Source organism: Legionella gresilensis (assembly GCF_900639865.1).
Taxonomy (GTDB): Bacteria; Pseudomonadota; Gammaproteobacteria; order Legionellales; family Legionellaceae; genus Legionella_C; species Legionella_C gresilensis.
The window spans coordinates 110,760-125,016 of sequence record NZ_CAAAHX010000001.1 but is presented as its reverse complement, the minus strand read 5'-3'; the positions used below and the strand labels follow the sequence as shown (position 1 = coordinate 125,016).

The following is a 14,257-nucleotide window of genomic DNA, read 5'->3' as shown; positions in this document are numbered from 1 at the left end:
AAAAGTTTATGTTCTATTGGAGTTGCCGCCAAGATTGTCTGCCATACGCTTGTTGTCCTGGATTTTCATTTACTTTTTGCATACTACCACTCGTACCTGCTAAGTATTTATATTCCTTACTACCTGCATTTAAAATTGCTGGCGTCGCTGTAAGGCCTACCTCAGACTTAAGACCGCTAGCTGTTGTGCTAAGTTGTTGACCATCTTGAGTGGTTATAGTGACGCCATCTGCTGAATTAAATTGTCCATCTTGATTTAAATCAAACACATTGAAATTTAAACGGCCACCCGTATTAGCATTTAATTCCATAAGCCAGCTTGTGCCACCATAATCACATGGGTCAGTATTGGGAATAACTGTAGTAAAGATAATCCTACCATTGAGATAGATCATATCTGAAATAGTACGCTCACCTTGTGCTTGGCCATTATAAATTAAATCCATATACCAGCCGCGTTGATTGGTTATTGCATTATCGCTGGTAATACGTAAGTTGGTTTGTTCTGCTATGATAGTTTGTTGTAATAATTGTTCTCTTCCGGTAATAACCGTATTAGTATCATCACGTAAGGCATAAATACTTTGGATACTTAAATCTGTTTTATCTGCGTTTTCTATATATTTACCTGTGCCAATATAAATTTGTAATCCGCCGGTGCTAAAATTAACGCGTGAAACAGTAGGGCGCGTGGTAATTGGTTGTCGTTTCCCTGTACTATCTTTTGCTACAAAGAAGGGGGCTGGATTGCCACTGCCATTTTTAAAACTAAAATCCCATAAGCTAGGATTTGCCGAAGAAATATCAATTTTCCAAACATTGCCAAATAAATCGCCGGCATAAATGAGATCGGCAATCATATTGCCATCTGTATCTACAACTGTGGGTGAAGACATGCCATTAGGTCGCGCTAAATTTAAGGGATCAGAGCTCATGCCAACTTTGGTATCAAACTTTTTGATAATAGCGCCGGTATCAATATTGACAACGTAAATGACAGCATTACCCGTGGAGCTAACATTTGAATCACTGTAAGTATTGTTATAGCCATTACCAAAGATGGCAGCCCACTGACCATTAGCTAGGCGCACAATAGATGCTTGGCCAAATGAAAATCCCATATCAGCATCATTAACATCACTAAATTCCCATTTAACTAGTTGCTCGGCATTGGATTCAGCAAACATAGTAGGATCAGTTATATCGAGAGCAAAAATACCTTGGCCGCCAGCGTTGAGCGAACCAACTAAGACAGTGCGCCAGTTGCCATTAATAAAAACATCGATAGCATTAGGTGACCCATCCACATAATATCGATGACTATAACTTGTACTTGTTAATTGATTTAAATTAGCAAAAACTTTAGATGGCACATAAGCAAACAATTCATTTCCGTTATCGGCGTCAAAGGCATGCAACATGCCATCATTAGCTCCAACATAAATAACAGGCTTTCGATTTAAATTAGCATCTCTAAACGTGCTATAGGGGACAGTATTTTCAGCAGCGCTACCGGACCAAACAATAGGATAATTTTGTTTTGGTACATCCACTAAGACGGGGCCAGAGTCAATAATATCACCTAGAGGTGTACTACGGTTGCGGAAGATACCACCATTTTGCATTTCTTTGCTGCGATCGCCACGGATATAATTAAGTCGATTACTGCCTTGATTGTCAACAAGGGCTGTAGAAGGGTTCGTGTTTAAGATAGTAGATTGCGAAACGTCCAGCTCGGTAAGCGTGGGTGAGGCAGGATTAGTGGGCCATCTAAAAGGTATGCCTTTTTTGGTTGATGGTTTATAAGTAATAATATTACGACCTGTATTAAAGTTCTGTAATTTTAGTTTTTCAGCGGCATCCCAGATTGCGCCTTGAGTTGAGGAACCTGTATAAAGAATATTTCCATTGTCTGGATCAAGTGCAAATGCAAGCAATCGTCCGCTCCAGTCGATGGTACGGAAAATAGCTTGATAGATTAATGTTCCTGATTTTAAAGAACCACTGCTTAATGTTGCAGATGAAAACGAACCTGAACGGTCCATGATGGCTTGCAAAGCTTTGGAAAGTTGTGCTCCTAGATTGCTTGCATTCGTAATTAAAAAGAAGTTATCAGGATTGCCGCTATTAGAGGTGTCATATTCACTTTGTATATCAGGTACTTTATTGTTATTGCTGTCAGTAAACCCTCCCCACTTAGCTGCATACCATAATGGGGAGTTAAAAGTTTTAGCTGGCCCTAGACCACTTGCAGTCAACGTACGATTCGTTATCCACGGCAACGGTTGATTATCATTCCAAGTTCCACCTGGAAAGGCGCCAGGCGGTGTATCTAAAATATAATCAACATCTTGATTAGAGCCGGTATCTTTATCTCTAACTTCTAAATAAATACCATCTTTAGTCGTGCCTGAAATAATGTAACCTAGATGTTGTTTTTTACCGCTATTAGCAAAAAGACTTTCTGTGGTAATAGTAAGCGTATTGTTGGCGTTAACAGTAATCGTATATCTTACAATGGTATCAATACCAAAACCTGATCCTGCTTGTAGATCAGAAAAATTAACAGTGAAAATACCTTGGTTATTTATCAGATAATCGACATAAATATCAACAACTGCACTTGTTGGCACATTGTTACCACCATTTTCATTAATTTGAGATCCTGAAACTGATTTACCAAAAGGAATAATACTAACGCTGCTATTGCCAACTTTGAAATTAATTTCAGGTCTTCTGGGCGATAAAACAACAGAAAAGAGCTTAGCATTCTGTGTACCTGCGACATTGCTTAAATCATTTAACCAACCATGATAAGCAACACTTGCGGCATAATAACTACCTTCATATGCCGTATCATAGGGCGCAAGCCCGCGAATATTTGCAAAGCTCGTGACAGGTTTAGCTGTTGGATTACCATCTGCATTGGTACCTGACTCGCCAATAAAAGCAAATAGACTGGAAAATCCTTCGCCATTGAAGATCGCTTGGGCAAGGGCTGAAACATTTAAGGAAGCAAGATCACCTGACATAGGATTAAAATAATTTCCAGGTACATAATCACTATCATAGGTGGGATAAAAATCGCTAATAGAAAGTATATTTGCTTTAGCACAAGAAGGAAAATTAGTATAAGGGTTTTGCCAACTTGCATTAGGCAAATTAAGACTATTATCTCTGCCACCGGAATAATTAAATCCTGCCGTTGGACCGCTTTTACCAGCAAAGTAGCGTACTGCTTCATAGATCATTTCAGCAATAGGTTCACCTAGCATTTCGCATGAGCCACTGGTTAAATTTTTATAAGCGCAAACATAAAGGTTGGTATTCGGATGAGTAAACGTAAATTTATTAATCGTTGAAATAATACCATTAACTGCAGTAAATTGCCCGGTTGTTAAATTTATTTCGTCACGAATACTGCCAATATTTTTGCGCAAAACACCACCATTCGTATTATTAGCATATGAACCAGTAATAAGCCCAAATAGCATAGAGTCGTTTTCACCATACTCCTGTAATAAGCCAATAGGTTTATAATTTCCATTCGGATAGGCACGGCAATTGGGTTCAAGGCCGACATTAGGATCGCATACCTTTACCTGCACAGCAAAATCTGTCACGCCTGGAACTGCAGCTGCATTTCCTTTAAATTCCAGATCTAACCATTGCCAAATGGTATAAGGCTGGTTTAGGGCAACACGCAGCATAGGATAACCATTTTTATTAAGTGAACCGCTATAAAAGATATGTCTAACAGTGGAGCTTGTTGGTGGGGTATAAGGTGTATAATCGCTAATGTTATAGCCATGCGTAAGTTCATGCTCCTTTGCCCAGCTATGACCATCTAGAGGGACATATATGCGTTGTAAAACAGTTTGAGAGGTGGTATCAACAGAGCGAAATCCACCATACAGTACTTTTCTAACTGCATCAAAGCGAGCGGTAGTTAAATAATTTAGAAAATTACCACTCCAGCTTCCAGGGCATTTCTTATTAGATGCAATTGAAGTCGGATAAAAAAGATTACCTCCTGTATCGTACGCGTAACATTTGTTACTATCAAAATAACCAAAATAAGTGAAAGATGGTTTAAATGTATATTCAATAGCACCATCGCCGTCTAAATCAGTAAAATCATCATAGGCTTCAAAATAAAACTTATGATCTCGGCCTAAAACCAGCATCGTCATTGGTGCCACTGACTCAGTGAAAAAAAGAGGTGATTGCGCTAAATTTAAGGGTGCTGCATAGCTTACGCCACAAAATAAATTAGCGATTGTTAAAAGCAGCAACAAAACACGTCTCATTAGAATCGCCTCGCTACTGTGGTTTGCAAATAAGTTACCGACTCGCTATTAGCACCTACGCCACGGGCCGTAATCCGATAATAATGCACGCCTGTCCCAAATGTAGCACTGCCTACTACAGGTGAATCGGGAACAAATTGTAAGTATTCAATAACATACCGGGGAGCTGCGATAACATTTTTAAGTTGGCTTGTATAGGCTGCTGAATTACTAGACCACCAGGAAGCAGGCTGACTATATAAACTAGTACTATCAAACATTTGTCGTACACAGGGAAAAGCTGGGCAATTATTAGAATAAATAACGGGTTTCTTTGTTTGTGCTATTAGCCAGTCCTCACCCGCATTTAAAGCTGATTCAGCAGCTCTGAGCGAAATTTCTTTATCTTGTATGTTAGCGGACATTCTTTCTTGCATATGACTAACTTGGATTGAACCAACTGCAAGAATGGTGATTACAAATAATAAAATGAGTGCTATAGCAAGTGTGGCTCCTTGTTGCTTTTTCATACAGGTAACCCTCGATTACGTAATGTTATGAACATTACCCATTCTCGTCTGATTTTCCTGTCAGTTGGCGTCGTTGTTACCCCATTAAACGTGTATGGTCTTGGTCTATCAGCGACATTATCAACAGTAGCTAACAATAAATTAACGTGTACACTGATAACATTATTCCAATTATTGGCCGTATTAACCTGAGCAGCAGTCTGATAACTATTTACAGTATTATCACTATCAGTATCGACACCATAAGTAATTTGCAGGCGTTCAACGCCTTCAGCTATCTCATCTTCATTACCATTAGCACTAAGCCTTACTAAAGAAAATATTGGTTGATTTAGATTGTTAACGCGTCCAGTATTTTTAATATAGAAAGCATAGTAAAGAAGTCTCATGACTTGAGCATTAGTTAAATAGGCAATACTTAAATTATCAGAGTTATTTACACCGGTAGGGTGCGTAATTGTAGTATTGTCAGTGCCTGCACCTGCCATAAATATATTACCTATTACGCAATTGGTAATGATTAGTGGTGTACCACTTTGGGCACCGAGCCCAGAATAAACATTAATGGCGCTATTAGCTTGTGCCATATCCGCACTTAAATGTACACCATTGCTTGAAGCCATTCGGACTTCTATTATATCATTCCCAGCAACAGGTGCTTTAGAACTAATATTAGCGGGTAAAGAAGGGGTAAAAGATGTTCCACTGCTACTAAATCCTTGTAAAGGTTTGTCATAATTTAACATTGTTGAGTAATTTGAGACCAAATTTGTCAATGTGACTTGCCGCTGATTTGTACACCCTTGAAAGCCGGCCATGCGAATATCTCGGGCTAAAACATAGTTTGCGTAGCGACCATTTTCCTGTAATCGAGCTAAAGCGGATTGGATTGAAAAAGTAGCTTTATTGCTTAGATAAACAGCACCAATACCCGCAATTAGTAAAGTACCAATAGTGGTAGCGATTAAAAATTCAAGAATAGTAAAGCCTGCAGTTTTCATCATAACTCGACCTCCATACGCAGGCAGGTTAAATCGACATTAGTATTACTACTGCAGTTTGTTCCTGTTGCGCCTGTACGGTCGTTATCCCAGAATAGAGTAATTGTGAAACGCTGTCCGTTACGAGTGACAGTGCCTTGTCCTGAAGGTAAAAGTTGGGCATTAGTTGTATTCCATTGATGAATATCACGTTGTGCTATTTGCGCGCTTGAACAAGTAGTGCAAGTTGCCAGCGTTCCTATGCCAGACACATTATTATACGCACCCACATTAACACCGGCGTAATTAGATTGCATACGATCTATCATATTATTAATTTGGTTAATTGCTGTAGAGCGAAGTAGGGCTGAATGATTATCGCGAACAGCACGCGTTTGTAATGCAGCTACTCCTAAAAGGCCAACAGCAAGAATAATTAAGCTAATTAAAACTTCAAGCAAACTAAAGCCATATTGTTTGCTTTTCTTTTTAATCATAATTACTCATAAAAAAGATATTATTTTAATATTAAGCAAAAAATGTACCGAAATTGCCTATTTTGTTCTTTTTATAAGACAACTTAAAAATATTTAACCCCTACCAAAATCTGATATTAACTCACTCCCTATAATTAAAATTTAACTTTTTGCCCACCTTCCACTTACCCACGTTCCGCGGCTTGTTCGCGGAATCTAGTGTTTTGTTCTACACTGAATCCTACAGACATGTTGCAGGTGGTTGGAAGAAGTAGTAGAGATTATTTGATAATTTTTGCCTGTATAAAGCAAAGCTTGTTATTCAAACTAAATGAGCAAAAAAATTTAAACTTAAGATTTATTATCCAAATTAAAATTGCATTTTACAAAAAACAAGTTATGCTGGAATAAGCCGCTGTCTGTTTTAAATAAGTTTAAAGGACTATAACTTTTCATATTAGCTTAAGTAAAAAAATAACTTACTTTAACATTAAGCATCTTAAATACCATGTCACAGATCGCATTATATTTATGTCATTTAAAATCTTCACAGCTTAACTTTTTTAATAAAGAGTTCGAGCCAGTTGCTGCTGAAAGTTTAAGTGGTTTATTTGCTTATATCTTTTTTAAGGATATAAAACTTTTAATTATTAGCAACTTAACAGCTTATCAAAGTAATCATGCTGGCATAAATTTAGTTCAAAAAGCATTACATAAGAGACTACATGAAGAATCCCTTTATAAATCCATAGATATTACCCTATCTTGTAAAGAACCAGATTTTGGTGGAGAAATTTTACTCTTAAAAGGTGAAATTATTTTTTGGAATTTTAAAAGTAAAAGCTACTCGGAGAAATATGAAGCATTACATGATGAAAGTTTGCATTTAAAGCAACAAATAAGAGAGTCTGGTCTGCTTCCTAAGCGTTTTATTAATATTAAAAAAGCGGAGCTTTTTCAAGAAACCTACCTTAAAACTTACTTTGCCCCTAATGGACAATATCGGCAAAATCCTTATCAAGTCGCCCAGCTGCTATCTTTAGCACTAAATTTATCGCCATTAAATAACCAAAATCTAGCTAGCCCAATTATAGAAGCTGGAGCTAAGCAGAGAGATAATTACCCTTCTATGACAGCAGCAGATAATCTATTTTCTTTTTTCACTAAAGTTGCAGAAAATCCATCAGTTTTATCTGCTGAATCAGACTCACCTAAACCTTAGCGGCTTACAATAGGTGCTAAAGTCTGTAATATTGATTTAAAAATTTTAGGTGTTCCCGCGATAACATCACCTTGATCAAAATAATTTTCCCCGCCCTGTAAATCGCTTACAAGTCCGCCAGCTTCTTTTACGAGTAAAGACGCTGCAGCTAAATCCCATGGACGTAATCCAAACTCCCAAAAGCCGTCTAAACGACCACAAGCAACATAGGCCAAATCAAGTGCTGCTGAGCCGGTTCGGCGCACCCCTGCACATTTAGTAGCCATGGCTTCAAAAGTAGGTAAGTAGCGTTGAGTTAATAGCGCATTGCGGAAAGGAACACCTGTGCCAAGTAAGGCTGCATTCAGTAACGTTTGTTTTGAGACCCGTATTCGTCTGTCATTTAATTGTGCACCTCTGCCGCGGCTAGCTGAGAAGCATTCATGGCGAATGGGATCATAAACTACGCCATGCTCAATTCGGTTTTTTACTTTAACTGCAATCGATACGGAGACAAAAGGAAATCCATGTAAATAATTAGTTGTGCCATCTAGCGGATCAATAATCCAAGTAGTTTCAGCATTATCGTTAAACACACCACTTTCTTCAGCTAAAATACCATGCTCAGGATAAGATTTTTGAATTGTCTTAATGATAGCTTGCTCAGCCTTTACATCCACTTCACTAAAATAGTCATTTGAGCCCTTAGCGCTGACTTTAATTCTATCAACTAACTCTAAATTACGTAAAATAATTTCACCTGCCTGACGGGCAGCATTTATAGCTATATTTAATAATGGATGCATGCGTTGCTCTTGGAAGACAAAATCAGGTATTCTAGCATGTTTTTTTATTTAAGGCAGTTATTGTAAAATTTAAACTTAAGTTGGTTAATGCAAGCAGTCTGTCTTATTTGATAACTTTTTACAGCTTAAAATCAGACATTAATATGTTTGATTATTAAACATACTCCTTATATAAGAAAAAATATCTAAGATTATTATGAAATTTAACTCAATTCGTATTGTATTAGTGGCTACTTCTCATCCAGGCAATATCGGATCAACAGCACGAGCTATGAAAACAATGGGTTTAAGTCGACTCTATTTAGTTGCACCCAAATCATTTCCAGATCAGAAAGCATATGAGTTAGCAGCAGGCGCAGATGACGTGTTAGTGGCTTGCCAGGTTACCAATTCATTACAGGATGCTTTACATAACTGTCAGTTAGTTATTGGCACAAGTGCTAGACCAAGAGGGATTGACTTACCAGGATTATTACCTAAAAACTGTGCAGAACTTATTTCTAAGCAGCCAGATGATACTGAAGTAGCTGTTGTATTTGGTAGGGAGCATGCAGGTTTAACTAATGAAGAATTATTACAGTGTCATTATCATGTAAACATTCCTAGCAATCCTATTTATAGTTCACTAAATTTAGCTCAAGCAGTACAAATTATTGCTTATGAAGTAAGGATTGCTTTACTAGCGCCGGCGCTAAAAGTTAGCCATACTCAAGATAAATTAGCAACTGTAAATGAAATAGAACAATTTTATAGTCATTTAACAGATGTATTATTAACGATTAATTTTTTAAAGAAAGACAATCCGCGCAGATTACAGGAACGACTAAGACGATTATTTAATCGAGTTGGTTTAGAGCAAATGGAAGTTAATATTTTACGTGGCATCCTTACTTATATGCAAAGAGCATTACAAAAAAGCGAGAAATAGAGAAGTGGATACTGAAAAGTTACCTATTTATTTTGATTATATGGCTACTACGCCAGTAGACCCCCAAGTTGCAGAGAAAATGATACAATATCTTGGGCCTGAAGGAGTATTTGGTAATCCTAATTCAATAACCCATGATTATGGCCGGCTTGCCGCGTTAGCTGTTGAAAATGCTAGATCACAAATTGCTGATTCAATCTCTGCTAATCCCAGAGAAATTATTTTTACTTCCGGTGCAACAGAAGCAAATAACCTTGCCATTATTGGTGCTGCCCATTTTTATCAGCGTAAAGGTCGGCATCTTATTACGATGACAACAGAACATAAAGCTGTACTTGATAGTTTTGCTCAACTAGAAAAAGAAGGGTTTATAGTTACTTATTTAAATCCAAAATCAGATGGTTTGCTGGCTTTAGAAGACTTAAAACAAGCCTTACAGCCTGATACGATTTTAGTTTCAGTTATGCATGTTAATAATGAAATTGGTGTTATTCAAGACATTGCAAGTATTGGTAACTTACTTAAACAGCAAGGGATTATCTTTCATGTTGATGCTGCCCAAAGTGCAGGTAAGTTACCGCTTAATCTACAAGCTTTGTCAGTTGATTTAATGTCTTTTTCTGCGCATAAGAATTATGGACCAAAAGGCGTAGGTGCATTATATATTCGACATAAACCGCGTATCCGTATTGAAGCCCGCTCTTTTGGCGGAGCTCATGAAAGCGGATTAAGGGCAGGAACACTACCTACGCACCAAATAGTTGGCATGGGAGAGGCTTTTCATTTAGCGCACTTAAAGCGCATTGATGAACAAGCTAGATTATTAAAATTAAGGCAAAAACTTTGGCAGGGTATCAAAAATATTCCGGGTATCAAATTAAATGGTCATCCAACAGAGCGTATTGCAGGTAATCTTAATTTAACTTTTTCAGGGATTCATGGCGAATCTTTACTACTGGCGCTGCGTCAATTAGCTGTTTCTACTACTTCTGCTTGTGCGTCAGCAAGCTTTGCGCCGTCGTATGTTTTAAAAGCATTAGGTTTAAGTGCGGAAGCAGCTTATAGTTCTATTCGACTGTCTATAGGTCGTTTTACAACTGAAGAAGATATAAATCAAGCAATTGAGATTATTAATACACAAATTTTGCGACTGCAGCAAATGGCACCTTTATGATTTATAATAATCTTGTTAAACGTTATTTTTTTCAACCAAAGCATATTGGAAAGTTAGATTGTACTTTAGCTAGGACTGTGTATTGTTCGATAAGTGATGCGTCTAAAAGTAATTATTTTGATTTATATTTATCTTGTGATGAGTCAGAGAAAATTATAAAAGCATGTTTTAAGGCATGCGGTAGTCCATACTTAATTGCAAGCCTTGAATGGCTTTGTAGCCAATTAGAAGGTAGCTTTCTTAAAGTACATCCCAAACTAACTTATTTAGTTTTAGTAAGTCAGTTAGAAATACCTAATCACGTATATCCAATAGCAATCTTAGTTGAAAAAGGCTATAACAATATTATATTGGCTATGAAAAAAAAGCTCAATGAGGAAAAGAAATGAGTGAAGTTGTAAATTATTCAAGTACTAAGAATCAAGGTGTTACCTTAACTGAGGCAGCAAAAAGTCATATTATAGGTTATCTTGATAAAGAACCTAACAGTCAAGGCGTTCGTTTTTCGGTTAAAAAAACAGGTTGTTCTGGTTTGTCATATGTAGTGGATTATGTCATTCACCCACAAGAAAGTGATATTGCTTTTTCCCTAGATGAACGTTATCAGATTTGGATTGATAAAGCGAGTTATCCTTTTTTAAAAGGGATGAACATTGACTATATTAAACAAGGGTTAAATTATAAATTTATTTTTGATAATCCTAATCAGACTGGACAGTGTGGTTGTGGCGAAAGTTTTACGGTAGATTCTGTCTAATAATCTTAATTAATTTTTAAAGCTTCTGTCTAAATTAGGTAGGAGCCCTATTCTTATTTTTATAACTATTAGATTTAATAGGTATCTCTCTATATTCAAATTTAACTAATTTGACTTAAATTTCACAAACTAGAGTGAAGTAAATTTAACTTGATTAAATTAACGTAAAAATGTACAATAAAGGATCTAGTTTGGGTTATGAGATAATAAATGAATTGCGGTAATAATCTAAGAACATATCATTTTGCATGTCGGCTATAAAAAAAGCTTGATAAATGCTCAGTTTTTCCTTAAGCTTCCCTTAAGAAATGAATATGATTAAATCAATATTTACATAGTTTGTAATATTTGATACTATATAGGTCATGATGTTCTGTTTATGATAAATAGAACGTTCTTTATTTATTTAATTTTAACTATTTAAGTATACGGAGAGATGTAATGAATGCAGTAATGCAGGATATTGAGCAAGTTAATGAAGCATTAACTCAGCAAGTGATAAGCGCAGTGAAGGGATATCTAAACACAGTAGGCAGTAAAGATGCAAACTTAAATCTTTATCAACTTATTGTTGAGGAAGTTGAGGCACCTTTATTTCGTACTGTTATGGAATTAACTCGCTATAATCAATCAAAAGCAGCTCGAGTATTAGGCGTTAGCCGTGGAACTTTACGTACTAAGTTAAAACGTTATTTTGATGACGAATTTATTGGTACGCGAGGTTAATTCTGGCATTCGCAAGCTCAATTTGCTACGATAATAACAAGCTGGTCAGGCAATCGCTCTTTGTTTTTTAAAGGGAGGAAAGTCCGGGCTCCTTAGGGTAAAGTGCCAGGTAACACCTGGGAGGCGTAAGCCTACGGAAAGTGCCACAGAAAATATACCGCCTTTTTAAGGTAAGGGTGAAATGGTGCGGTAAGAGCGCACCGCGCAACTGGTAACAGTTGCGGCAGGGAAAACCCCACTTGGAGCAAGACCAAATAGGAACCTATTCTCATTAATTTGAGTACACATGGCCCGTGTGAGGTTCGGGTAGGTCGCTTGAGGTATATGGTGACATATATCCCAGATAAATGATTGTCCGCGACAGAACCCGGCTTATCGACCAGCTTGTTTATATCTAATTTATTTAAGCCAATTCTTTTTAGTAATTGCAATGAGCAGTATTTTTTTAAATAAAAATAACAAAAAGAAATCTTGGAATTACATTTCAGTAAAATGTTCTTCTTCAATTATTAGCTCCTGTCGTAACCATATTGCTATATTCGGTGTAATGAAGCGCTTGTTAAAGAGCTCTTTATTAAGCTAGGCCTTGATTTTATTTTTTCTGAGACTTACTATCGACCATCGCTGATAAACGTAGTTTCGGCCCAAAAGAGGTAAGTGCCTTTTATGTCGTTAACCTACGTTATCATCTGAAATGTAACGCATGTAAGCAGAATTTAAATCAAAATAAGCGAGTTCAGCGCAAGAGTTTTATAAATCTTTTACGTTGTATTCACGAAGTATGAAGGGTGAGCTCACGCTATGATGTTATGCATTGATGTTGGTAATTCTCATATTTATGGTGGTGTTTTTATTGAAGACAATTTACAACTTCGCTTCCGCCATACTTCAAAAGCAAGTGCGTCTGATGAGCTAGGGATTTTCCTAAAAACAGTTCTCCGTGAAAATCAATGCCAACCTGAAGAAATTAGGGAAATTGCAATTTGCTCAGTTGTACCACAAATTGATTACTCCTTACGTGCAGCCTGTGTTAAATATTTTTCTATCGAGCCATTTGTGCTGCAGGCAGGTGTCAAGACGGGTTTAAATATTAAATATCGCAATCCTATAGAAGTGGGCGCTGATAGGATAGCAAATGCTATTGCTGCTGTGAACGCTTATCCAGGGCAAAATATAATTGTTATCGATTTTGGTACAGCAACCACTTTTTGCGCTATTACTGATCAAAAAGCCTATTTAGGTGGTACTATTTTACCAGGCGTACGTCTATCCGTAGATGCGCTTGCAAGTAATACAGCCAAACTTCCTGCAGTAGAGATTATTAAAATGGAGCAAGCGCTCGGGCGGTCTACAGCTGAAAGTATTCAAGCAGGTGTATTCTTTGGTGCTTTAGGCGCTTGTCGTGAGCTTCTTGCTAAGATTAAATTAGAGGCTTTTCCAGAGCAAGATGTGCTTGTACTAGCTACTGGTGGTTTTGCTTCATTATTTGAGGAGCAAGAACTTTACCATTATTTAATTCCTGATTTGGTTCTTCAAGGGATTCGGCAAGCCGCTATTCTAAATCGTTAATAAACCTCTTTCCAAACTAGCATTGATGGCCAATCTCACTCGAAAACAGGTCTGCAAAACCTGTCCCCATGTAGATGAGGATGCTCATGTACTTCATGACACGATACTTTTTCAGCCCTTTTTCCGATTGACCTTGTCTCTTTACTGCCAGTTTGGAAAGAGGTTGGATTATAATTGTCTTATTAATAAGCAAAGTAATTTATAAATATTCGATCCAATCAATTTTCTTCATTTTTATATTAAATAGATAAAATTTGATCTATTTAACGCTAGAAAATTAAATTTCTATAGTGTATAAAAGTGGAGTAGAATATAAAAAAGTGGAGAATTGTGGGTAAATTCGAATTTACCCACATTACTAAATATGTTTCGTGGAATCAATACAAGCACGTTAGATGGAAAGGGGCGCTTTATGGTGCCTATTCGCTATCGTGAAGTATTGTGTGCTGAAGAAAGTAGTTCATTAGTCATTACTATTGATACAGAGCTTTGTCTCCTTGCTTATCCTTTAGCACAATGGCAAATTATCGAGAAAAAATTACAAGATTTACCTAGTTTTGATAATGTAGCACGTCGCATTCAACGTTTACTCATTGGTCATGCTACAGATGTTGAACTAGATAATAGTGGACGTATTTTATTACCTAGTGTTCTACGTGAATACGCTAAATTAGACAAACATATAGTCATAATTGGTCAAGGTAATAAATTTGAAATTTGGAATGAAATGTTGTGGCAGCAAAAGCGTGAGCATTGGTTGGCTGAAAAAGCATTGCAGTTAGATAGTTTACCAGAGGAAATGAAAAATTTTTCTTTATAATG

13 protein-coding genes and 1 other RNA gene are annotated in these 14,257 nt (G+C 36.9%); 9 read left to right on the top strand and 5 right to left on the bottom strand.

What is annotated here, in order from left to right:
* Nucleotides 1–13 precede the first annotated feature (13 nt).
* Genes E1P04_RS00515 through pilV form a run of 4 tightly spaced genes read right to left on the bottom strand, consistent with a single transcriptional unit; the run spans nucleotide 14 to nucleotide 6,295 of the window.
* Nucleotides 14–4,309 carry a pilus assembly protein gene (locus tag E1P04_RS00515; RefSeq protein WP_131780981.1) on the bottom strand — a complete coding sequence of 1,432 codons (4,296 nt, stop codon included), beginning with the start codon at nucleotides 4,307–4,309 and terminating at the stop codon, nucleotides 14–16.
* Nucleotides 4,309–4,818, bottom strand: a complete 510-nt coding sequence (locus E1P04_RS00510; RefSeq protein WP_131780980.1) for a pilus assembly PilX family protein — start codon at nucleotides 4,816–4,818, stop codon at nucleotides 4,309–4,311. The genes E1P04_RS00515 and E1P04_RS00510 overlap by 1 nt, the downstream gene beginning before the upstream one ends.
* Nucleotides 4,815–5,822, bottom strand: coding sequence for a PilW family protein (locus tag E1P04_RS00505; protein WP_131780979.1), 1,008 nt, complete (start codon nucleotides 5,820–5,822; stop codon nucleotides 4,815–4,817). Before E1P04_RS00505 ends, E1P04_RS00510 begins: the two co-directional genes overlap by 4 nt.
* Nucleotides 5,819–6,295: a type IV pilus modification protein PilV gene (gene pilV / locus E1P04_RS00500; protein ID WP_131780978.1), complete on the bottom strand. Its 477-nt coding sequence runs from the start codon at nucleotides 6,293–6,295 to the stop codon at nucleotides 5,819–5,821. Before pilV ends, E1P04_RS00505 begins: the two co-directional genes overlap by 4 nt.
* A gap of 487 nt (nucleotides 6,296–6,782) precedes the next feature.
* Between pilV and E1P04_RS00495 the strand changes: the two genes are divergently transcribed.
* On the top strand, nucleotides 6,783–7,496 hold the full coding sequence (locus tag E1P04_RS00495) for a hypothetical protein (RefSeq protein ID WP_131780977.1): 714 nt from the start codon (nucleotides 6,783–6,785) through the stop codon (nucleotides 7,494–7,496).
* On the opposite strand, the gene E1P04_RS00490 is transcribed toward E1P04_RS00495, so the two are convergent.
* Nucleotides 7,493–8,281: an inositol monophosphatase family protein gene (locus E1P04_RS00490; RefSeq protein WP_131780976.1), complete on the bottom strand. Its 789-nt coding sequence runs from the start codon at nucleotides 8,279–8,281 to the stop codon at nucleotides 7,493–7,495. The two genes, E1P04_RS00495 and E1P04_RS00490, sit on opposite strands and share 4 nt — an antisense overlap.
* A 196-nt stretch (nucleotides 8,282–8,477) precedes the next feature.
* Between E1P04_RS00490 and trmJ the strand changes: the two genes are divergently transcribed.
* From trmJ to mraZ, 8 genes are all read left to right on the top strand, one after another.
* Nucleotides 8,478–9,209: a tRNA (cytosine(32)/uridine(32)-2'-O)-methyltransferase TrmJ gene (gene trmJ, locus E1P04_RS00485; RefSeq protein WP_131780975.1), complete on the top strand. Its 732-nt coding sequence runs from the start codon at nucleotides 8,478–8,480 to the stop codon at nucleotides 9,207–9,209.
* A gap of 4 nt (nucleotides 9,210–9,213) precedes the next feature.
* Nucleotides 9,214–10,383: an IscS subfamily cysteine desulfurase gene (locus E1P04_RS00480; protein WP_131780974.1), complete on the top strand. Its 1,170-nt coding sequence runs from the start codon at nucleotides 9,214–9,216 to the stop codon at nucleotides 10,381–10,383.
* Entirely contained in the window at nucleotides 10,380–10,772 is a 393-nt protein-coding gene (locus tag E1P04_RS00475) for an iron-sulfur cluster assembly scaffold protein (RefSeq protein ID WP_131780973.1), read from the top strand. Before E1P04_RS00480 ends, E1P04_RS00475 begins: the two co-directional genes overlap by 4 nt.
* A complete protein-coding gene (locus E1P04_RS00470) occupies nucleotides 10,769–11,140 on the top strand; it encodes a HesB/IscA family protein (protein ID WP_131780972.1) in 372 nt (123 codons plus the stop codon). Before E1P04_RS00475 ends, E1P04_RS00470 begins: the two co-directional genes overlap by 4 nt.
* 441 nt (nucleotides 11,141–11,581) lie before the next feature.
* Nucleotides 11,582–11,866, top strand: a complete 285-nt coding sequence (locus E1P04_RS00465; RefSeq protein ID WP_115330395.1) for a helix-turn-helix domain-containing protein — start codon at nucleotides 11,582–11,584, stop codon at nucleotides 11,864–11,866.
* Between the two features lie 37 nt (nucleotides 11,867–11,903).
* An RNA gene (gene rnpB, locus E1P04_RS00460) (RNase P RNA component class A) lies at nucleotides 11,904–12,257 on the top strand.
* Nucleotides 12,258–12,667: 410 nt separating this feature from the next.
* A complete protein-coding gene (locus tag E1P04_RS00455) occupies nucleotides 12,668–13,435 on the top strand; it encodes a type III pantothenate kinase (RefSeq protein ID WP_131780971.1) in 768 nt (255 codons plus the stop codon).
* Nucleotides 13,436–13,799: 364 nt separating this feature from the next.
* A complete protein-coding gene (gene mraZ / locus E1P04_RS00450) occupies nucleotides 13,800–14,255 on the top strand; it encodes a division/cell wall cluster transcriptional repressor MraZ (RefSeq protein WP_131780970.1) in 456 nt (151 codons plus the stop codon).
* Nucleotides 14,256–14,257 lie beyond the last annotated feature (2 nt).